At 36.4% G+C, this 22765-nt stretch carries 16 protein-coding genes; 10 read left to right on the top strand and 6 right to left on the bottom strand.

What is annotated here, in order from left to right:
• The first annotated feature begins 160 nt into the window (after positions 1–160).
• The 9 genes from KQI21_RS05595 (at position 161) to KQI21_RS05560 (ending at position 11085) form a co-directional block, all read left to right on the top strand.
• Positions 161–1849: a T7SS effector LXG polymorphic toxin gene (locus KQI21_RS05595; RefSeq protein WP_216483103.1), complete on the top strand. Its 1689-nt coding sequence runs from the start codon at positions 161–163 to the stop codon at positions 1847–1849.
• A gap of 5 nt (positions 1850–1854) precedes the next feature.
• Positions 1855–2352, top strand: coding sequence for an SMI1/KNR4 family protein (locus KQI21_RS05590; protein WP_216483101.1), 498 nt, complete (start codon positions 1855–1857; stop codon positions 2350–2352).
• Between the two features lie 260 nt (positions 2353–2612).
• Positions 2613–3458, top strand: coding sequence for an amidase domain-containing protein (locus KQI21_RS05585; protein WP_216483099.1), 846 nt, complete (start codon positions 2613–2615; stop codon positions 3456–3458).
• A 70-nt stretch (positions 3459–3528) separates the two neighbouring features.
• Complete coding sequence (gene trmL / locus KQI21_RS05580; protein ID WP_216483097.1) at positions 3529–4002, top strand: tRNA (uridine(34)/cytosine(34)/5-carboxymethylaminomethyluridine(34)-2'-O)-methyltransferase TrmL; 474 nt, start codon at positions 3529–3531, stop codon at positions 4000–4002.
• Between the two features lie 486 nt (positions 4003–4488).
• Positions 4489–4626: a hypothetical protein gene (locus tag KQI21_RS05575; protein ID WP_216483088.1), complete on the top strand. Its 138-nt coding sequence runs from the start codon at positions 4489–4491 to the stop codon at positions 4624–4626.
• A 232-nt stretch (positions 4627–4858) separates the two neighbouring features.
• On the top strand, positions 4859–7714 hold the full coding sequence (locus tag KQI21_RS05570) for a 2-oxoglutarate dehydrogenase E1 component (RefSeq protein ID WP_216483086.1): 2856 nt from the start codon (positions 4859–4861) through the stop codon (positions 7712–7714).
• The gene (gene odhB / locus KQI21_RS05565) at positions 7707–8975 is read left to right on the top strand and encodes a 2-oxoglutarate dehydrogenase complex dihydrolipoyllysine-residue succinyltransferase (RefSeq protein WP_216483084.1); all 1269 of its coding nucleotides are present in this window, start codon (positions 7707–7709) and stop codon (positions 8973–8975) included. The genes KQI21_RS05570 and odhB overlap by 8 nt, the downstream gene beginning before the upstream one ends.
• Before the next feature lie 507 nt (positions 8976–9482).
• Complete coding sequence (locus KQI21_RS16375) at positions 9483–9617, top strand: hypothetical protein (protein ID WP_301281730.1); 135 nt, start codon at positions 9483–9485, stop codon at positions 9615–9617.
• A gap of 280 nt (positions 9618–9897) precedes the next feature.
• Positions 9898–11085, top strand: coding sequence for a NupC/NupG family nucleoside CNT transporter (locus tag KQI21_RS05560; protein ID WP_216483082.1), 1188 nt, complete (start codon positions 9898–9900; stop codon positions 11083–11085).
• An 835-nt stretch (positions 11086–11920) separates the two neighbouring features.
• On the opposite strand, the gene KQI21_RS05555 is transcribed toward KQI21_RS05560, so the two are convergent.
• Positions 11921–13288 (bottom strand): MATE family efflux transporter, encoded by a 1368-nt coding sequence (locus tag KQI21_RS05555; RefSeq protein ID WP_216483080.1) that lies wholly within the window; start codon positions 13286–13288, stop codon positions 11921–11923.
• 107 nt (positions 13289–13395) lie between these two features.
• On the opposite strand from KQI21_RS05555, the gene murG reads away from it, so the two are divergent.
• A complete protein-coding gene (gene murG, locus KQI21_RS05550; protein WP_216483078.1) occupies positions 13396–14469 on the top strand; it encodes an undecaprenyldiphospho-muramoylpentapeptide beta-N-acetylglucosaminyltransferase in 1074 nt (357 codons plus the stop codon).
• A 55-nt stretch (positions 14470–14524) separates the two neighbouring features.
• Here the strand turns inward: murG and KQI21_RS05545 are convergent, their stop codons facing one another.
• The 5 genes from KQI21_RS05545 to KQI21_RS05525 all read right to left on the bottom strand — a co-directional run bounded on the left by KQI21_RS05545 (position 14525) and on the right by KQI21_RS05525 (position 21592).
• On the bottom strand, positions 14525–17692 hold the full coding sequence (locus tag KQI21_RS05545) for an MMPL family transporter (RefSeq protein ID WP_216483076.1): 3168 nt from the start codon (positions 17690–17692) through the stop codon (positions 14525–14527).
• Between the two features lie 46 nt (positions 17693–17738).
• Positions 17739–18170, bottom strand: a complete 432-nt coding sequence (locus KQI21_RS05540; protein WP_216483074.1) for a MarR family winged helix-turn-helix transcriptional regulator — start codon at positions 18168–18170, stop codon at positions 17739–17741.
• Positions 18171–18441: 271 nt separating this feature from the next.
• Complete coding sequence (locus tag KQI21_RS05535; RefSeq protein ID WP_309245509.1) at positions 18442–19548, bottom strand: Ger(x)C family spore germination protein; 1107 nt, start codon at positions 19546–19548, stop codon at positions 18442–18444.
• Positions 19549–19760: 212 nt separating this feature from the next.
• Entirely contained in the window at positions 19761–20699 is a 939-nt protein-coding gene (locus KQI21_RS05530) for a GerAB/ArcD/ProY family transporter (RefSeq protein ID WP_253291317.1), read from the bottom strand.
• An 8-nt stretch (positions 20700–20707) separates the two neighbouring features.
• Positions 20708–21592: a spore germination protein gene (locus tag KQI21_RS05525; RefSeq protein ID WP_373687630.1), complete on the bottom strand. Its 885-nt coding sequence runs from the start codon at positions 21590–21592 to the stop codon at positions 20708–20710.
• Positions 21593–22765 lie beyond the last annotated feature (1173 nt).

Genomic DNA, 22765 nt, shown 5'->3' with positions numbered 1-22765 from the left:
CGGAGCGCTTTTAAATATTTTTATAGAATTTACATCTAAAGGAGTTAATATGCACAAAACAACTTAATGCTTTTCCACCTATAAACAATTCAATAAATTTTGCACTTTTAGTATAATGCAACTAAAGGGGGGAATTAAGTTTCAACTAAGATGGGAGGAGATGTCAATCAAGGCGCTTTATGTAGGGGAATGTCATAGCTTTATCGACAAAACATTAGCGCAACTAGAACAAATACATATACAAATCAAAAACATCCAGAAAAGCATAGAAGGAATTATAGCCTTAGAGGAAGCTTTTAAAGGGAAAACAGCTAATTCTATACGAACTTTTTATCAGGAAGTACACATGCCGTTTCTGTTGTTCCTAGAGGGGTTCATTGATAATTATTCGAATACGTTACGTGAAATAAAACATTCCATTGATGAACTGGAACCGGACAGGAATGGAGTTATTCGAGAGGACTTTCTTGCGGGTGGTGTTCAACGAGGACTTAAACGGGCGGAACATGTTGCAATGGTGCTAACCGATGAAGCAAATGCTATTCTTCAATCGGTTAGAGACATTATTAATATTCGGGATATAGACGATGGAGAGTTCCTGGATAAAGTACAACATGCAAAGAAAATGACACACAAGACCATTGAAAAGCTGTATTTATTTGATCGGCACAATACAGCTAAGCTAGAGCCTGTGGAGCAAGATCTCCATACAATGAAAAACTATGTAAGTCGAATTAGAGAGCTGGGAAACAATGGTCAGATAAATATTGCAACGTACCAGGCAAGAAAGATAGCTGATCAAAAGGTCCATCAGCAGTTAATACAAGGTCTCATGAAAAAGGCTGGAAAGAATGCCATGGATTTAGAAGTAATCATGGGGGAGCTTGGCAAACGGTTATTTTCAAAGTTTATTCCACTAGCAGCGATTCCGATTAACTATATGCAGAAACATTTTGGACAAAAAACGATGGATTACAGCTATCGGGCTATACACGCTACTCTAGCAGCAACGGGAGATAGTTTAATTGCAAGTGAGTTTGCAACCATCGAGCATCTTGTTGTTTCAAAAGTAAAGGTTTCTGATTACAAGGGAATAAGGCAAGGAATTTATTATACCTTAGCTGATGGCAGGAAAGTGCGGAAGTTCAAATCAGAAACAGGTATAAACTATGAATCGGTTAGTAAGATTCCAGCCAATCGACATAAGCCAAAAGAGTCGGAAAAAAGCTGGTTAGAAAAGGCTGCCGATGGTGTGAAAAATACATTTGTAAAAGCAGGAGAATTTGGTGCAACGGCTGTAAAAGAAACAGCGGACTTTCTTATTTTAGATGATGTGAAAACGGTAATGGATCCAAAGGCTTCTACAATTGATAGAGTAATTTCTGGAGCTTCTATTATTCCAGCAGGAAAAGTGTTAAAGTTGGTTAAAACTGGCGGAACAATTAAATTTGCGAATAAGGGTAAACGTACAGCGAAGAAGGTTAAAAATAGAGATACTGTAAAACCTAATGATGTCGTTCCTTATAGACCAAGTAACTCACCTTTAGAAAACCATCATGGGGTAATGGATGTTTGGGCAAAACATAATGTTCCAAACTATGTGAGTAGAGGAGCTAATACACCAACATTAGCTTTAACTAAAGAACAACATAACGCTACAAAAGTAGTATATAGACAATGGTTATATGAAAAAACAGGAAGAAAAGTTGGGGGTAAAATCAATTGGCAATCGGTCTCACCCAAGGAAATGCAAGAACTTACTGAAAAAATGTTTGATGCAGCAAAAGTTCCTAAATCAGCTAGACAGGAATATTATAATGCATTTAATTTATATAACTATAGGGAGTGAACAAAATGACAAAAATAGAACAACTACTTACGCAAGTTAAGACATTACCTCACTGTCGTATTTTTGAGTCAAATGGTTTACCAAGTATTGATGAAACAAAACATATTTTACCTGAAGATATCAAGGATTTTTATAGACTCTGTGGAGGTTTAGCTTTATACGAAAACGAAGAATACCCTGTTTATTTTGTATCTCCTGAGGAATTTATGTTGGCAAACCCGGTAATTGTAGGGGAATTGTGTGAAGAAGATATTTCATCAAGTTGGTATATCGTTTGTAATGATGGTAAAGATGAATATTTAACAATTGATCTAAGTAGAAAAAGATTAGGCAGATGTTATGATAGTTTTTTTGACCGTCATGCTCTTGTTGGAGAATCACAAATTATTGCAACCTCTTTTACAGATTTGCTTGAAAGACTAATAAAAAATAAAGGTCGACATTGGTATTGGTTAAAAGATGATTTTAATTATTTAGGTGATGCATACGATGACTTTAATTAAAAATTAACTTTGATCGCCTACTCTTACGGGTAGGCTTTTTCTATGGCAACACTTTAAGCTACTCACCTGTTAGCTATTAGGTTAAGCCTGTCCACGCTAATTTATAAACCTCCCCCAAAGAATAGTTTTATATACTTAATTTTAAATAACATAAATTCCTTCAATTGCTCCTAAATCCTTATGAATACTGACTTTATCATTAAAAGAATAGTACTATTTAAAAGCCATTTTCCATATACTTTTTATGGAGGGGATTTTTTATGGAGAAGCTAAAAAGCTACTGGTTAGATTTTTTTGCTTCAGATCAAAATAAAGAAAATTGGTGGTCAAGAAAACGAAAGTTATTTACTGAAAGAAATGCTAAAATAGTACAAATTAAAGGAAATGGTCAGTTGTACAGAAAACTACGCTACATTGATGAACGATCCTACAGTTATCTGTTACATTTACGGTTTTTAGTAAAACAGCGAGAAAAGCTGTATATGGAAGAAGTAATTTCACCATATACATTTAGCATGGTTAATGGGGAGATAATAGACCATCAACAGCATCATGTATGGATACAAAATTTTAAAGGAAAAGTGGTACCAGATATGGATACTGAAACTTCATGCAAGCGAGCCGTTTATGATCGCCAACGAGCAGTTCAATATGCAGAACGATGGTGGAATAGCTATAATCCAGCCTATCGAACCTTCGAAGTCGATTGTACAAACTATGTATCGCAATGCTTGTTTGCTGGTGGTGCACCAATGCGGGGGGCACCAATTAGAGAACGCGGTTGGTGGTACGGAAAGGATAGCTGGAGCTTTAGCTGGGCAGTTGCTCACTCAATGCGATGGTATTTATCGGGCTCAACGCAAGGTTTACGTGGAGAAGAGAAAGAATCGCCAGAGGAGCTTATTCCTGGTGATGTTATTTGCTATGACTTTTCAGGAGATGGCAGGTGGGATCATAATACAATTGTTGTAGCAAAAGACGCATACGGCATGCCACTCGTTAATGCACATACCGATAATAGTCGAAATCGTTATTGGTCTTATGAAGATTCCTCTGCTTGGACGCCACAGATTCAATATAAATTTTTTCGAATTCATACGGAATAACACAGCGCTTTTGGGATAAAGAAAATAGTGCTATACTTGTAACGTAGATAGATGTAAGGAGAATGAAAAAGTGAGTTTACATGTCGTATTATATCAACCAGAAATTCCAGCTAACACTGGTAATATAGCCAGAACATGTTTAGCAACAAATGCAACGTTACATTTAATTCATCCACTTGGGTTTTCAACAGATGATAAGATGTTGAAAAGAGCAGGACTTGATTACTGGTATCATGTAGATATTCGTGAATATAAGTCGATCCAATCCTTGTATGAAACTTATCCGAGAGCAAGCTATTATTATATTGAGAATTTTGGTACAAAGCATTATACCGATTTTGATTTTAGTGATCCAGATGAGGAATTGTTTTTTGTGTTTGGTAGAGAAACAAATGGGATTCCACGTGACTTATTAACGGGAAAAGAAGACAGGTGTTTACGTATTCATATGTGTGATAAGGTTAGATCATTAAATTTATCGAATACTGCTGCAATTATTGTATACGAAGCATTAAGACAGCAAGGCTTTCCAAACTTGACATAATATTTAAAAATCTTGATTAAATGCTAAGCTTTTAAGCAGAGAAACTGTAGTCTAGCTGTGTTTATAGGTTAGATATTAATATCCTCAACGCGAGAACTGCATTTCACCCTGATGTTTTACTTTCTTTAAGAAAAAACGCAAACGGTAAAGGGTAAAGCTTTACTACCGTTTGCGTTTCCTTTATTGTTGCTTTTTTGGCATTCCTGGTTTTGATTCGTATCCTGAAGTAAAAAAAGACACCATAAATACAGCAATTACCCCCATTAATAAAGCTAACTTCATCTTTCCATCCTCCCTTTAAATAGTGCCCATAATAAGAGTTAATTCTATTATAACGAAACATGCCTAAAAATGAAACAATCGTCCATATTGTTGATTATATTCTCAGTTGGAACAAATCCTCCTTCATAAATATAGGTTTTATCTCACACTTAAGTTGCAGTAAGACTTTCACTCAAGAGTTATAGGGAATACGAAGATGTCTAAGTGGGAGATAACACACCTATATGCCCAATCCGTTTGAAATTCAAGGACAAGAAAAGCCTCGAAAGCGATACATCGCACGCAGAAAAAGCGTCTTTCTTTTTCAAGGACAAGAAAAGCCTCGAAAGCGATACATCGTGATTTTCAAGGAAGCCCGAGATTTTTGCTAAATTAAAGAGGATATACCATGCTTTAAAAGCAGGTTAAAACATTTGAAAATTCTGTTTATAATTACAATTAGAACATGATATTGTCTACCAAAATAAAATGAGGTATATTAGTTGAAGTAATCTATAGTCAGTTCTATAATGTAGATTGAATAATGTATACCGTTTCAGAACGGATTACGTAACTTCTAATGGGGGTATAAAAGTTGGCACAGAATGAAGAATCTAATGAGAGATTCTGGTCCGAATTTCATGGTCCAAACTTGGGGTATGTAGAAGAGCAATACGATTTGTACAAAGAGGATCCAGAGGCAGTAGATCCATCCATTAAAAAAATGTTCGATGGGCATGGAGCCCCTCAATGGTTATCCCAAACAAACGTTGCGGCTGGAGCAGCAGCTCAAGCTACATCAATAGACGATGTAAAGAAACTTACCTCAGCAATGAAACTTGTTGAGGCTATTCGTCGTTTTGGGCATCTGGAGGCAGATATCTATCCAGTCGGCATGAAGAAACGTAAGTCTGAATTAGTTGATCCAGTAACATACGGGTTAACGAAAGAAGACTTAGCAAGTATTCCAGCTTCCTGGTTATGGGAAAACGCTCCAAACAAGGTAGAAAATGGATTAGATGTTGTAAAAGAATTGAAAAAGTATTATTCTGGCACGATTACATTCGAATTTGATCATGTCAATAATGATGACGAACGTAAGTGGTTACTAGATTTGATTGAGTCTGGTAAAGCGAGGCTCAGCTTATCCGACGATGAGAAAACGAAGTTGCTAGAAAGACTTATACAGGTCGAAGGATTTGAAGAATTTTTACAAAAGACGTTTGTAGGTCAAAAGCGGTTTTCTATTGAAGGATTAGAAATTATGGTACCCATGTTAGATCAAATTGTAAAAAATGCGAGTGCTGACAAAGTTGAAAACATTATGATGGGTATGGCTCACCGTGGTCGACTTGCGGTATTAGCCCATGTGCTTGGCAAGCCATACGATAGGATTTTTTCTGAATTTCACCACTCTCCGAATAAAGAGTTAATTCCTTCTGAAGGATCAATGGGAATTAATTATGGTTGGACGGGTGATGTAAAATATCATTTTGGTGCAACAAAAGAACCAGATGGAAAAGAAAGTGTAACGCGAATTCGTCTAGCGCACAATCCATCTCACTTGGAATTCGTTAATCCAGTTGTCGAAGGATTTGCTCGTGCTGCACAGGATGATCGTTATGAAAAAGGGTATGCCAAACAAGATAAGAATAAAGCGATTCCAGTTCTTATCCATGGTGATGCAGCATTTATCGGTGAAGGAATTGTCGCTGAAACCTTTAACCTTAGTAATCTTCCAGGATATTCTACTGGCGGTTCATTGCATATTATTGCAAACAACTTATTAGGCTATACAACAGAGCAAAAGGATGGTCGTTCAACACGCTATGCAAGTGATCTTGCTAAAGGGTTTGAAGTTCCAATTATCCATGTAAATGCAGATGATCCAATTGCTTGTATTTCTGCAGTTCAAATTGCTTATGAGTATCGTCAAAAGTTTAACAAGGACTTTCTCATTGATTTAGTTGGCTACCGACGTTATGGTCATAACGAAATGGACGAACCACGAATGACACAGCCGGTTCTATACAAAATGATCGATGAGCATCCTACTGTAGCGCATATATTTGCTAAGAATTTACAAGAAAAAGAGATTATTAGAGAAGAGCAATTTAAAGAGATGAAGCAGCGTGCTCTCGATAAATTGCAAGATATTTACAATAATATGAAAGAAAACGAAACTGGTGAAGCAGAGTCTATGTTTATGCCGGAAGCATTAAAAAATGGATTAGATAAATATGAGACTGCTGTTGACTTAGAAACTTTACGTTCATTGAATAAAGGATTATTAGAACGTCCTGAAGGTTTTAACAGTAATAAAAAGCTGGAGAGAATTTTGAAGCGACGTGAAAATGCATTAGAGAATGGGGGAAAGGCAGATTGGGGTACTGGAGAAGCATTAGCTTATGCTTCCATTTTACGTGATGGAATTCCAATTCGTCTTACCGGACAAGATACCGAAAGAGGCACGTTTGCACATCGCCATTTAGTGTTACACGATGTTGAAACAAGTGAAAAATTCTGCCCAATGCATATGCTTGAAGAAGCAAAAACTTCCTTTGACATCCGCAACAGTCCTTTATCTGAAACGGGTGTGTTAGGTTTTGAATACGGTTATAGCGTAGAAGCGACGAATACTTTAGTAATCTGGGAGGCACAGTTTGGAGATTTTGCCAATGTAGCGCAAGTTATCTTTGACCAATTTATTTCTTCGGCACGGGCAAAATGGGGAGATAAATCGAATATGGTGATGCTTCTTCCTCATGGTTATGAAGGACAGGGACCGGAACATTCCAGTGCAAGACTAGAGCGCTTTCTCCAAATGGCTGCAGAGAATAACTGGATTGTAGCATACGTTACATCATCTGCACAATTCTTTCATTTAATTCGTAGACAGGCAGCTTTACGTAATAAAGAAGAAGCTAGACCATTAGTCGTTATGACACCGAAAAGCAGCTTAATTCGAAATCAACGAATTGCTTCAAAAGCAGAAGAGTTTACCAAAGGTAAGTTCCTTGCTATCCGCGATCAGCCTAACTTAAAGGTAAGTAAGAAAAATGCTAAACGCTTACTGATTGGAAGCGGTAAAATTATGGTAGATATTGAAGAAGCGATTGAGCAGGCGGATGACAATTTTAATTGGCTACGAGCAATACGTTTAGAACAAATATATCCATTCCCTAAAAAACTATTGAAAAAAGAGATAAACGCTTTGCCGAACTTAGAAGAAATTGTCTGGGTGCAAGAAGAACCACAAAATATGGGATGCTGGGATTTCGTCGACGATTACTTGAGAGACTTGCTAAAAGATGGGCAAACATTACGTTATATTGGTCGTCCAGATCGTTCTTCACCAGCAGTAGGTGTTCCGAATGTCCATAAGACAGAGCAAAAACAAATTGTTCAAAAGGCGATAACCCCAACAAAAGGAGGAGATTCTGATGAGTGAAATAAAAATACCAGAGCTGGCAGAATCAATTACAGAAGGAACTATTGCGGAGTGGTTGGTTAAAGAAGGAGACAAGGTGGAAAAAGGGGACCCAATTGTTGAATTAGAAACGGATAAAGTAAATGTAGAAGTGAACTCAGATTATTCCGGTGTGATTACAGAAATTATTCGAGTTGAAGGCGAAGATGTAGAAGTTGGCGATGTCATTGCAAAAATTGACGAAAATGCTGAGACAGGAAGCACTACACAAGCAGAATCAAAGCCAGCAGAAGATAAAGAAGAAAAAGTAGATCAGCAATCGGAATCTCCAAAGCAGGAACAGCCTAAGCAAGAAGATACTGAAGAACAGAGGGAAACGGGAGTTGCTGGAGTGATTGCTTCACCTGCTGCTAGAAAACGTGCCCGTGAACTAAATATTGATTTAAGCAAGATTAGTCCACGTGATCCATTAGGACGGATTCGCCCAGAAGATGTTGAGGAAGCAGCTAAAAGCGTAGATAAACCACAAAAGAAATCAGTAAAGCAAGAGGAGAAATCATCAGAGAAAACAGAATTCTCTAAGCCGGTAGAGCGAGTTAAAATGTCACGCCGCCGTCAAACAATCGCTAAACGCCTTGTTGAAGTTCAGCACGAAGCAGCAATGCTAACTACGTTTAATGAAGTAGATTTAACAAATGTTATGAAGTTGCGCAGTGAACGAAAAGAAAAATTCATTGAAAAGCATGGTGTGAAATTAGGATTTATGTCCTTCTTTACAAAAGCTGTAGTTGGGGCATTGAAGGATTTCCCACTATTAAATGCGGAGATTCAAGGAAATGAACTTATAATAAAGAAATTCTATGACATTGGTATTGCTGTTTCCACAGATGATGGTTTAGTCGTTCCAGTTGTACGAGATGCAGAACGTCTGGATTTTGCAGGAATAGAAAAGGAAATTAAAAGCCTCAGTCTAAAGGCTCGTGACAAGAAATTAGAAATGAGTGATTTACAAGGCGGTACGTTTACGATAACGAATGGCGGAACATTTGGTTCTATGTTATCAACACCGATCCTAAACGCACCACAAGTCGGTATTTTAGGTATGCATAACATCCAAAAGCGTGCGGTTGTTATGCCGGATGACAGTATTGAAGTGCGTCCAATGATGTATTTGGCATTATCTTATGATCATCGTATTGTTGATGGAAAAGAAGCAGTACAGTTTCTTGTTCGTGTTAAGCAATTACTTGAAGACCCATATGACCTGCTCTTAGAAGGTTAAATAAGCTATAGATAACCCCTTACTCTGTTTGTAGAGTAAGGGGTTTTTTATATTAGTCTACGAGATTATCTCCGCTTCTCGATGGTGGATATTTATTAATAAGCTTAAGTGTTTGTGCATATCGGCTCGAATCTAAAGGAAGGCCGCCTAAAAGGGGGCTTGCCGCCAACGTCGGCATACCTCTGTTTTAGAGGCATGTTTTCTTTATTCTGCATGTAAGGCGCTGTAAGACTCCTACTTCAAAGTGATTAGAATATGAAGAAGTCTAAGTAGGAAACACCGGCACCTAAATGCCCGATTCGTCCGCAGGTGACAGGACAGAGAAGCTACGGTAGCAATACACCGCACGCAGAAAAAGTGTATTTCTTTTTCAAGGACAAGTAAGACTTCTTGAATAACATCGCACGCAGAAAAAGCGTACTTCTTTTTCAAGGACAGAGAAGCTACGGCAGCAATACACCGCACGCAGAAAAAGTGTATTTCTTTTTCAAGGACAAGTAAGACTTCTTGAATAACATCGCACGCAGAAAAAGCGTACTTCTTTTTCAAGGACAGAGAAGCTACGGTAGCAATACACCGCGATTTTTCAAGGACAAGGAAAGCTTCGACAGCAATACATCGCGATTTTTTAAGGACAAGTAAAACACGTTATAAATATTTACATTCACACGAGATAATTTTCTGAAAACTCCTCCCTTGATAATTACAAACACGTAATGTGTATCTGTTAAAAAATGATTATGATCTTAAAACTAGAACATAGTAATTTCCAGATTATTGTACAAATTAGTAGGGAAATATAATTTATGTGGACAATAATTGACAGAAAAAACAATCACTTGCATGACGTCTGACAACTTGCTACAATAGCTATTGAAAGAACTATGAAAACAGTTACATTAATTAAGGGAGGAAATACATCGTGGGGATTCTTCTTGGGTTATTAGCCATTGCTGTTGTACTTGGAACAGCATATTTAATGTCAAATGACAAAAAGAATATTAATTACAAAGCGATTGGTATTATGCTAGTCTTTCAGCTTCTGATTACATTATTTATGTTTAAAACTGAAGTTGGACAAGCAGTTATTACGGGTATTTCAGCAGGTTTTAATAAATTGATTGAGTTTGGTTCAGAGGGTATAAACTTTGTTGTTGGAGGTTTTCAGCTAAAAGAAGGCGGCGTCTTCTTCTTTAATGTTCTTTTATTAATTGTCTTCTTTGCAACCTTATTATCTGTACTCACGTATTTGAAAATCTTGCCAACAATTATTAAATATATTGGAGCTTTAATTTCAAAAGTAACAGGCTTGCCAAAAGTGGAATCATTTAACGCTGTGAATAGTATCTTCTTTGGTCAATCGGAAGCATTGATTGCAATTCGCTCTCAATTTCATCATTTAAACGATAATCGTCTATATATTGTAAGTGCTTCCGCAATGGGATCTGTATCAGCTTCGATTGTTGGGGCATATTTGCAAATGCTTCCTGCTGAATACGTTTTAGTTGCATTACCGCTAAATATGTTCAGTGCACTTATGATCGCCTCTGTAATCGCACCGGTCAATGTACCGAAGGAAAAAGATATAGTAGATATAAAGGATGTTAGTAATGAAAAAAGCATTTTTGAGGCAATGGGTAATGGTGCACTAGAAGGTGGGAAAATTGCACTGATTGTTGCAGCCATGTTGATTGCATTTATTGCTTCACTAGAATTGGTTAACTGGCTCATTCAATTAATTTTCGTAGGTACTACGCTGCAACAAATATTAGGTTATGCTCTTGCACCAATTGGATTATTAATGGGAATTTCTCCTAGTGAGGTTATTCAGGCAGGTTCTATTATGGGTACTAAAATTGTAACCAACGAATTTGTTGCAATGTTAGAATTTCAACCATTGTTAGGTCAAATGTCAGAAAAAACGATCGGAATTGTGACAGTCTTTCTAACAAGTTTTGCTAACTTCTCATCTATCGGTATTATTGCCGGTACCGTAAAAGGAATAGATGCGGAAAAAGCGGTAAGCGTATCCGGCTTTGGAATGAAGCTATTAATCGGGGCAACATTAGCGTCTATTTTATCCGCATCTGTTGTTGGAATTTTCCTATAGTTAAAAAGTTACTAGCTGCCTTACAGTTAGCGGATTTATCTAAGGAAATTAAGGTGTATATGATAAAGTTCCTCCATACCGCATCTAAGGCGCCGTTCTCTTAATTGAAAAATCTGCTTATAATTTTTCGAGCTTTGAGAGAAATGGCTCCTTTGTTCGGTTCGACGGGACAAGGAAAGATTCGGTAGAAATACATCGCATAAAAGAAAAATATTTTTTAAGGACAAGTATTCGATAGCGACACTTCGCATGTTTTTTAGGATGCCCGACTTTTTCTCCTTTTGTTCCATTTCAAGGAGAAAAGCAATCCTTGAATGAAGTTTTTCTTTATTGAAGCAAGCGTTATCAATAGTAAAGAGACTGTTCACATTTATAAAATGGACAGTCTTTATTTATACTATAGGAAAGTATAGAACTTTATGGTTTATAGTATAAGAAAAACTATAGCTTTCGCCATAAAGACTTGGCGATAAGCCAAGTTTTTCTAATAAACTAGAAAGGATAAAATGATAGCACAGAACTTGATTCAAGGTGTAATGAAGGCTAAGATTAACTAGTAGATCACAAGTGCCATGGTAAAAACGCTGGAACTACGCTGCCTTTTATCCCACATGTAAGGTGCCGTAAGACTCCCACTTTAAGAGCCTCGAGTTGATACTAAAGGGTCTAAGTGGGAGAAAACAGCACCTAAATGCCCGATTCGTTCAACTAACATTCAGTAGGAGATGGAAGAAAACTCCTACTGAATGAAGTTTCACTTTATTCGTAAATAGATGATTTTTTAGTGTGCCTATCTAAATGAGTTGTATATACTTTCAAAGAATTCCTGATTTGATTATCCTTTAACATATGCATCTTTTTTGCTGAATTTGTGCTGTAAGTATAGGAGACGAGCTAACAATGCAATAGCGCCACAAGATAATCCAGTAATGATTCCTACCCAATATCCAAACGGCTCTAATGATGTAAAGTTAGCGAGAACCCAACCGACAGGCAGACCAATGATCCAATAGGAAACTAAAGCCATAATTAATGTAACATGCACATCCTTATAGCCACGCAATGCTCCTTGAAGAGGCGCACCGAAAGCATCTGCGAATTGAAAGAAAATTGCATAGATAAGAAATTGCTTCGTTAATGCTATTACTTCTGGATTAGAATTATATAATCCAGCAACGATATCCCTGGAGAAATATATAACTAACCCGGCAAATGTAGCAATGAAAATCCCACCGCTTATACCGATATATCCATACACTCTAGCATCGCGAAATCGCTTTGCTCCTACTTCAAATCCTATTGCAATCGTTAATGCCATGCCTACACTAAGTGGGATCATGTATAAAAGCGAGGCAAAATTCATTGCTGCTTGGTGTGCTGCGATCGTATATGTACTATAAGCACTCATAAATAAAGTTACAGCAGAAAAAATACTTGTTTCAAAAAACATGGCAGAGCCTATGGGTACTCCTATTTTTAATTGTTCCCACCAAATTTGTAAAGATGGTTTAATCCAGTGGATAAGAACATTAAATTTACGGAATGGAGATAATTTATGAACGACAATACAGGCGATTATGCATACGAGCCAATACGTGATAGACGTTGCTATTCCTGCACCAATTCCACCATAAGCTGGCACACCAAATTTACCAAAAATAAATACATAATTAAAAAACAGATTTAATGGTAATGATAGTAAAATAATGAACATCGATATACTGGTTTGTCCAAGTGCATCAATAAAGCAGCGTAATGTATTAAAAATAAATAAAGGAATAATTCCAGTTCCAAGGGCAATTAAATAAAATTTTGCGGTATGAGTTACACTGTTTTCTAAATGCATAAATTCAATCACAGGGTTAAGCAATAGTGCCCCTATAATAAAAACAAAGATTGCTAATAAAAAACAAAGATAGATTGCTTGTTGAACCATTTCAGTAATCTTTTCATTGGACTTTGCTCCTAATAACTGGGAAATAATTGGAGTGATCGCTAATAAAATGCCGTTAATTCCTGTGAAAATGGGAACCCATAAGCTTGAGCCAATAGCAACACCGGCAAGATCTACTGCACTAGCCTGCCCAGACATCATCGTATCGAAAATATTCATTAAATACATACTTATTTGTGTAATAAGGATGGGGATTAAAATAACACTAAACAGCTTTAATTTTTGACCTAAACTAGTTGTTACATACATAATAATTCTCTTCCTTTTTATTGTATTTTTTAATAGGATAGAAGAGGAGTATAAAAGATATTATACCGTTTTGTAAAGGAGTTTGAAAGGAAAGGAAGTTTTACGTTATGAATCATAAATGTATTTTATTTACCGGCGGTGGTACAGCGGGACATGTGATTGTTAATCTAGCATTAATTCCTTACTATCAACAGCATGGATGGCAAATTGAATATATTGGCTCTAAAAATGGAATTGAGCGTAGGTTGATTGAAGAACTGGACGGTGTCACATATCATCCGATCTCAACAGGAAAATTACGTCGTTATGCATCGATTGAGAATTTGAAGGATCCGTTTAAAGTAATAAAGGGGACTTTTCAGGCAGCTCGTATTATTAGAAACACGAAACCAAGTGTTATTTTTTCTAAGGGCGGGTTTGTATCGGTTCCTGTTCTATTAGCATCGAAATTAACTGGCGTACCAGCGGTTATACATGAATCAGACTATACTCCAGGTCTTGCGAATAAAATTGCCACTCCTTTTGCCAAAAAAGTGTTAGCAACATTTCCGGAAACAATGGATTATCTTCCAGCGAAAAAAAGCGAATATGTTGGTGCAGTAGTTCGTGACGAGCTGTTTCAAGGAAATAGAGAGGAAGGGCTAGCAATAGCAGGGTTAAATAAGGAAAAACCGGTTTTATTAGTGATGGGAGGCAGTGGAGGTTCACAGAAGATCAATGAAACCGTAAGGGAAAGCCTGCCCCAGCTACTTTCTACCTTTCAAATTATTCATATTTGCGGGACAGATAAAGTAGATCCTACAATTAAACAGGAGGGGTATGTACAGTTTGAATACATTCATAAAGAACTGAAGCATATTTTTGCAGCTAGCGATTATGTTCTTTCACGAGCGGGTGCAAATGCTATTTTTGAATTTTTGGCTTTACAAAAACCAATGCTACTTATTCCATTGTCACTTCAGGCAAGTCGAGGAGATCAAATTCTTAATGCGAAATCGTTTGCTAAAAAGCGCTATGCTAGAGTGCTGGAGGAAGAAGCATTAACCGCGGAGTCATTAATGAAGGAGTTAGCCCACTTGCGCGAATATGCCCCAATAATGATTGATATGATGAAACAGCATAAAACGGAAAGAGCAAAGGAACATGTAATTAATATTATTAAGCAAACACAAAAGAAATAAGGAATTGAAGAGCGGCTAGCCTTTTGGCAGCCGCTTTTTCCTTTTTCTTTTTGCGTTATTCCCTTTTTTGCTCTGCATGATGTTTAAATGGCCACCAGTTGTTTTTACCAAATAGTCTTACCATGACTGGGATAAATAATGGTAAAACGATAAATGCATATAGGAATAACCCTGTCAACACGACCGTTGCAATCTGTAATAACGATAGTACGCCAGATGGAAGCATAGCACCAAAGGTTCCGCCAAGTATAATGGCTGCCGATATAACAACCGTACCCATGTTTTTCATCGAGTGAATCAGTGCTTCTTTTACGGGTACTTCTTTATACTCATTAAAGCGATCCATTAAAAAGATACTGTAGTCGATACCTAAAGCCATCAACATAACAAAAGCAAAGAAAGGAATTGCCCAAGTTAATCCGTCATAGCCAAATAATTGTGTGAAAATAAGTTCAGCTACTCCCATCGATGTTACATAAGTTAAGATGAGTGATCCAATCAAGTAGATTGGCATAACAAAGGAACGTAGTAAAAAGATCAGCATGATAAACAGTCCACTTAGCATAATGATAACCGTTCTAGAATAGTCCTCATTAGATATATTCTGCAGGTCATTATTTGTGCTGCTAACGCCGCCGATGTATGGTTCACTATCGGCAAAGATCGTATTAGTTGCAGCATCATCTGCAACTTGTTTCACTTTATCTACCATTTGAATGGCTTCTGTGGAATACGGACTTTGTTCAATAAGTACTTCAAATTTTACGATCGATTTATCTTCGGAAAGATATTGATTAGCTCCTTCCATAAAATCTTCGTTTTCTAATGCTTGATCTGGAATCACGACGATCGGATTACTATCTTTTGTCTTGATTTCTCCGAGATAGTTTTTTACTTCTGATAAGCCCTTATCAATTTCCTGTAAACCATTTGACGCTTCTGTTAATCCACCAGCTAATTTATCAAGTTGTCCTTCTATATCACTAAATGCCGTTTTTAGCTGTTTCTGTCCGCCATAAAGCTGTGACAATCCTTGTTGTAATGAAGGAATATTACTGTTCACTTGGTTCTGTCCGTCGGCAGCTTGATTTAATCCGGTTTGTAATTGATCAATACCAATCAAAAGTTCCCCAATTCCTTTGGATAATTGCTCTTGACCCGAAATGGATTGCTGAAATCCTTCGTTAAGTTGATTTAAAGGTGTAATCACTTGTTGCTTAAGTTGATTCTGTGCTTGAGATAATTGGTTTAGATTTGTTTTCATATCATTAACGCCGTTGATGATCCCGTCAATTTGTCCTAATGCTCGTTGATGGCTTTCCATATATTTCATATTTGTTTGTAGTTCAGGATTTGCTTCAATCGCTATTTGATGCATCGTGGATATGCGTTGTTTCGAATCTTTTAATGTATTTATCATGGTGTTTAATTGTTCCGTATTGACTTTTCCAGAGCCAAATCCTTTTAGGCCGTCAGCAATTGCTTGATATCCTTTAAGAAGCTGTTTATTTGCAGCAATTGTTTCATCTAAATTATCTTTTATCATTTGCAGGTTCTGGCGAATTTCACCTGTGCCTTTTGATCCGGATTCAATCCCTTTTTGAATTTCTGTTAGAGCACTGCTAAGTTCTCCTACACCATTTTCAGCAGTTGAGGTTCCTTCTAATAACTGGTCAACACCAGATTGGGCTTCCTCAAGCTGAGGGGATGCATTCTTTATTTCTGATGCCGCGTCACGTAAACCTTTTTCAATTTCTTGGATACCATCTGTACTTTTGCCAATGCCATTTGCAAGCTGACTTGTTTGCTCATCGACGAGAAACTCTGGAATGACATTTCCAGCTGGCCTTGTCGCGCTTCGAACTTGATCAACCTCATCTTGCTTTGCGAGTTCCTCTGTGAGCATAGCGATGGTTTGAAAGTCCTCAGTTGTATCAATCTTTTCATCGTCAAGCTGATAGACAACCGTTAATGGCATTGTTTGACTTGGACCGAAGCTGTCAGCTATCCAGTTAAAGGCAATTTTTGAACCGTAATTGTCCCCCATCTCATCTAACGAATCATAAGATTTATCACCATTATAGGTAATGAGGAACGGAGCGGTTATAATTGCTACAATGAGCAGGGATAGTAATGGTCTGGTCCAGGAAAAATTACCTGCCATTTTCCACAGTTTACTTTCTTTATGTTCTACATTTTTATCAAATGGCCAAAATAATTTTTTTCCTAAAACGACTAAGAAAAAAGGTACTAAGGTTGCTAATGCTAATAATACAACTGCTACCCCAATTGCGACTGCTACAGCAGATTGATAGAGAGAAAAAGTAGATAAACCAATCGTAGAGAAACCAATTAATACGGCTAAGCCAGCAAATAATATGGTTTTTCCACCAGATTTATATGTCTTTACAACAGCTTCTTTAATCGAATCTTGATGCTGAATTTCTTCTTTAAATCTACTAATTAATAAAATACAGTAATCTGTACCAATACCAAACATGACAGCAACCATAAATATTTGTGTAAAGGTAGAGAGAGGAAAGCCAACTGTATCGGCAAGAATGGCTACAATTCCTTGTGCTGCTAAATAGCTGATCCCTATTGTTAAGAGCGGGATAAATGGGGCTACTAAAGATTTAAATACGACAAATAAAATAATTAAAATTAACGCAACGGTTATAATTTCTGTCTTTTTCAACCCTTCTTCAGAGTTTTTAATAATATCTTGTTCAATATATTGTTCCCCTGTTAAGTGGTGATCTACTTGAATGTCGTCAACAGCATTTAATATTTTTGTTCTTGATTCTAAAATTTTTTGATCCTCTAATGATACTTGAAAAGGTACAAGGATTGTTGTACCATCTTTGGATACTGTCTGGTCTTTAATTGCTGGGTCTTCTCTAAAGTCAAGTATATCTGATACCCCAAGCTCTTCTTTGTTTTCTTTTAAGGTAGAGATCCCTTTTTCAATGGCTTTACGATCATCTTTTGTCAATCCATCTTCTTCATGAAAGACAAGGACACCACTTGTAGCATCTTCGGCCTCTGGTGACATAGCATCAAGTAATTCTTGAGCTTTTTCTGAAGGAGCACCTTCAGGAACCGTAATTTGTCCCTTTTCTCGAACAAGCTCCTGTAAACTAGGCGCTAGAAAAAAAAGTGCCGTTGCTGCGATAAGCCATAGAGCTGCTATGTACCAACGGAGCTTAATGATCTGTTTCATGTAGAACATCCTTTCTTTGATGATGCTCATTAGAAAAGCATCATACCTATTTTTTCTCCATTAACGAAGCTAATTTCTCTAATAATTGAATAAATGAGTAGATTTCATCATCGTTAAAATGAGATAAGTAGTTTGCCAGCTCTTTTTGTATCTCTACTTCGGTATATTCTACTAATTGTTTACCCTGTTCCGTTATATATAAATATACAATTCGACGATCATTTTTATCTGGTACTTTTGCAATTAATCCTTTTATGAATAAACGATGAATTTGTGCAGATACAGCACTTTTACCAATTCCGAATGTAGCCGCTATTTCAGTACTGGTACAGGGCTGATGGCTTAAAATATGATCTAAAGTGATATATTGATCACTGGTAATATCAGAATGGCTTCGCTCTTTGAGCAGTGCATTAAAGCTGCGGTTAATTTTGTTATAAGCAGTTTGATAACGATCAATGATTTGTTTAAGATCCATGTTCCTCCCCCCAAGGTAGTATTAGTTCACTTCATAAATAGTTCACGTATAGAACTATTTTATCGTAACAATTTCTGATTAGGGATGCAAGTAAGATAGAGTATCTTTTTAAAAAAATTCAATTTACATGAAGGGAATCATCGTATTGTCTTGTCAACTTGTTTTTGACGGTTCTGTCATACTACAGTTTGATAGTTCGTAGCTTCCATCTTTTCGTGTCTTTTTATCCCTTTTTTCAATATCACTACAAAAGGATTGGGGGAGAAGTTATTTAGCGAATATCACCATATTCAACAATTTTTATATTGGCATTAAACTTTACTTTTATATCTGGATAGAGCTTATACCATTCTCCTTTTTTAAGTTTGCCGTTTTTCTTATGAATTCGATATATTTCGCCGTAACCAAAAGGATCTGCACCCATTTCCTGTGTTGTTTCTAATAATTTTGCATATTCCTTTTCCATCTGGTTTCCGATTTCTTCTTCCAGTTTTTCAACGACTTTCTTATTTTCTAACTCTAACTCTTTAGATAATTCAAGAATATTCATTTCAATGGTAATATCCGTTTGAAAAGTTAGTTGTTCTTTATCCAGTAATGTAGTCCTGTCTTTACCGGTAAGGATTTGACCATTGAGATAAATATCCTCATTTTCATTTTCTGATAACTCTTCTTGAATATATTTTTTCAATGGTTCTGTCGGCACCCCTAAATTAAATGAAGGTGCTTTGATTTTTTTTAGTATTAGATTAATATATAATGCTTGCCTTAATGATAATTTACCTACAAAAGTATCCCCTTTAAATAGGGCTACTCCCGTTAAAGCATGAACCCCATCATCCGTAGTAATAAAAGGCAAAACAGGATCTCTTCCCTTTTCATAAAAAGCATGGGTGAAATCATTTAGCTCGGCTTTTGGTATCATGTCATTTGTGATTTTTTGCTTAATCAAACCATTGATAAATAATCCAACATTGATATTCGTTGCTTCTTGTCCAGCGGTAAGAACCTCTTTAGCAGTTTTATCTGTAATTGCCAGCATCACTCTGTCGGTCGTTCGAGCATCACGATGTAAGGTATTTAAATAAGAATTAATGCCCGATTTTGCCGTATCCATGCCGTATAATTCCAGGCGAATTTGTCCGGGTGAAAGTGTAAAGCTTGTCTTCGAGTCAGCATTATGTCTAGCTTCTTTAATAGTTTTCCCGGTTCCTGTAGCAATTTCGGTAATATCATTTGTTTGCGTATCAAATTGAAAGATAACCAGCGTTGTTTCGATTAATTCTTCACCTGTTTGTTTTAATTGATCAACTCCGCGAGCATTAATAATAGCTAATTGCTCTATCTGTTTTGGTTCAACGCAAGCAGATGTAAAAATAATAATGGTATGAAGCTAAAGAGAGACCTATTTTTCATTCTTATCCACAACCTTTCTACGCCTTTTCAGTTTTCTTTTCAATAATACGAAAGGCAATAAAATAAATGGATAGACATAGACAATCCATATCCCCATCTGGGCAGTTATATTTATTATTGATTGGATAATAAAATGTTCATTTGTAAATATACTGGTAATTACCGTAACTGCGCCTAAAATATAAAGTGATTTTTTTGTGGAATGTGATATAACCGCTTTAATCCATAGGTTGCAGCCCAGCAAAAGAGCACCATATTTGGCAATGAAACCATCATCCACTCAGCTACAACAATATAGTCAAAACGCTCTAAAAAGGAAAAGGATTGACTTTTAAAGAGGCCAAGTACAGACCATTCACGGGCACCGATTCCCTCTGGCGTAAAATAACCGATGACAAGTACGGTGGCAATTAAAATTGTTAAGCAGGAGAATATAATGCCAAGAAATAAAGGAATTTTTACAGTTTTCTTAGATTGAATAAAGGGGTAAAGCAAAAATAACAGTTCCGTCCCGGTAAGAGTATAAGAAGTTTGCTTAGCGCCTTTTAATAATTCAGTGAATGAAGCCTGAAACATAGGCTGAAAATGCGTCCAATCAATATCCATAATTGGTTCAATTAACAGAACGACGAGCCAATGAGAGAAAATAAAAAAAAGAAAGCAAACACCAACAATAACTCTTATGCCGCCAAGCACAGTATAAATGGCCAAGCTTATTATTAATAAGGACATGACGGTTTTGTTTAATTCCGGGAAGATAAAAATGGTTAGTACTTCGACATACGTAATAAGGACGGTAAATAGATTAAACATAAAATAAACGATGTAAAACGTACCTAATAGTTTTCCAATAAACGTACCAAATATATCCGTTTGAATGCTGAATATATCCGCATTGTTATATTGCTTTAAAATTAAGAGCATAACGGCAAGTAAGAGACTTATATAACAAAAAGCGATTAGTACAGATAGCCAAGCATCTCTTCCTGCTTCTTCATATATAAGTCTCGGAACTCCCATAATTCCTACACCAATTTGGATCGATGCGATGATAAAAAACAAATAGAAAGATCTAATTTGCTGGTTCGGTTTAATATTTAGATTAACGTTCATACACACACCTACTCGTCAATATCTTTTTTCTTTTTAACTTTCTCTTTACTAAATCGATAAAGATCTTTTAAGCGGGAGGAGATAGACCGTTTGGAATCCATATGGTGCGGAAAGCGAAAGAGTGTTTTATTTAAATCTTGCCAATTAAATGGATAAATTGGAGTCAGATATGGCCTCCCTAGTGACGTTAATTTCAGTAAGTGAATGATAATAAAGCAGGAACCAAGCATGATTCCAATAATTCCTAATAATCCAGCTAATAAAATCATTGGAAAGCGGAGAATGCGAATGGTAGTTCCCATTAAATAACTAGGCACAGTAAGTGACGCAAGGGCGCTTAAGGTAATAAAGATAATTAAAATATTACTCGTTAAACCTGCTTGTACTGCTGCTGTACCAACAACTATACCACCAACAATTCCCATTGTTTGTCCAACCTTTGTAGGTAATCGTGCTCCAGCCTCTCGTAATAATTCGATCAACAATTCTAACAGAATCGCTTCAAAAATTGGAGGAAATGGAACATTTGCCCTCGATTGGCCGAGGGAAATAAGTAATGGTGTAGGAATGATTTCATAGTGATAGGTGACAACTGCAACATAGAAAGGTGTTAAGAAAACAGATATTAACATCGCTAAAAATCGCAACATCCGAAAAAAAGAACCAATATTCCAGCGCATATATAAATCTTCTGTTGACTCAAAAAAACTGAATAACGAAGTAGGAGCAACAATTCCCGTAGGACTATTATCGACGAGTACACCTATACGTCCTTTGCAGATTGAATACGAAAAGCGATCCGGTAATTCCGTTTCGTAAAATTGTGGGAATATGCTTAGTGAGTGATCTTCAATCAATTGAATTAATAAAGAACTATCCTCTACGGAATCCACTTCTAAATCCTTTAAGCGCTACCGCAACGTATTAATATCGTCTTGGTTGGCAATCGAACTTATATATGCTAGAAATCACGGTTATTAGTAAATCTTTTTTTAATCGCGTTTCCAATTGTGTGAGTTTTGTTGGGAAAATAGTTGTTTTACGGTTTTTTGTTATTGTTCTTCCCATAACTACCTCCTTATTTTCACACCTTCCACTAAATATATTGATAAAAACTGTTAAGTGTATCGATTTAGTATAGGGAAATGATTTCTTAGAAAAATTTCCAATAAAAGTTCAAAAGCATGAATAAATATAATGAAAACTAGCATTTTTCCCTTGAGGGAATTCAGTCAAATTTGGTAGTGAATACATTAAAGAACTAGGCCTGAGAACTTTATCCCGCATATAAGGTGCCGTAAGACTCCCACTATAAGATCCTGAGTTGGTACAAAAGAGTAAGTGGGAGAAAACGGCACCTAAATGCCCGATTCGTTCAAGGACCTTAGGTCATACCCTTGCAGTACTAACATTCAGTAGGAGATGGAAGAAAACTCCTACTGAATGAAGTTTCACTTTATTTTTTATTTAGTATGTGAGGAATATTTCTAATTTATCCGCTATCTAATTGATGTAAAGTTTGTCTTTATGTTGAAGCAATTAAAGGGTATGTTTGTATCTTTGAACAGAAGCCAAACAACATTTTTCTGCCATCCAAAAAGGTGAAAATAAATTTAGAAATATGTGAAAAATTTATTGACTTATTACATTCTCCCATCTATAATAAATTAGAATAAAATAGGAGGTCATTATCATGGTTAAAATGAACATTGCTCAAACAACAACTAAATATAGCTATTCGTGTGGCCTCAACTGGATCTTTTTAAACATAGACTTATCATGTTAATACACTAGGGTCACATCTGTCTGTGACTTTTCAAGTGTATTTTTTTGTTTTTTCTGCAAACACATATTCGTCATGGACGAATATGTGTTTTTGTATTTTATACTATAGGAAACACTAGCGTTGCATAAATAATATCTAAATTTTCTGTTTTAATTATTTAGCCAAGAGAGCCAAAAAAGTAAATGCCCAACTAAAGGTGGCTCCATCCATTTGGAATATATTTACAATTAGACTAAGGTGGCAGCGACGTTTTCGTTATTAAGAAGCACCTTTTCCTTCT

The sequence above is a fragment of the Virgibacillus proomii genome, from assembly GCF_018916875.1.
Lineage (GTDB): Bacteria > Bacillota > Bacilli > Bacillales > Amphibacillaceae > Virgibacillus > Virgibacillus proomii_B.
This window is presented reverse-complemented; position numbering and strand designations above follow the sequence as displayed.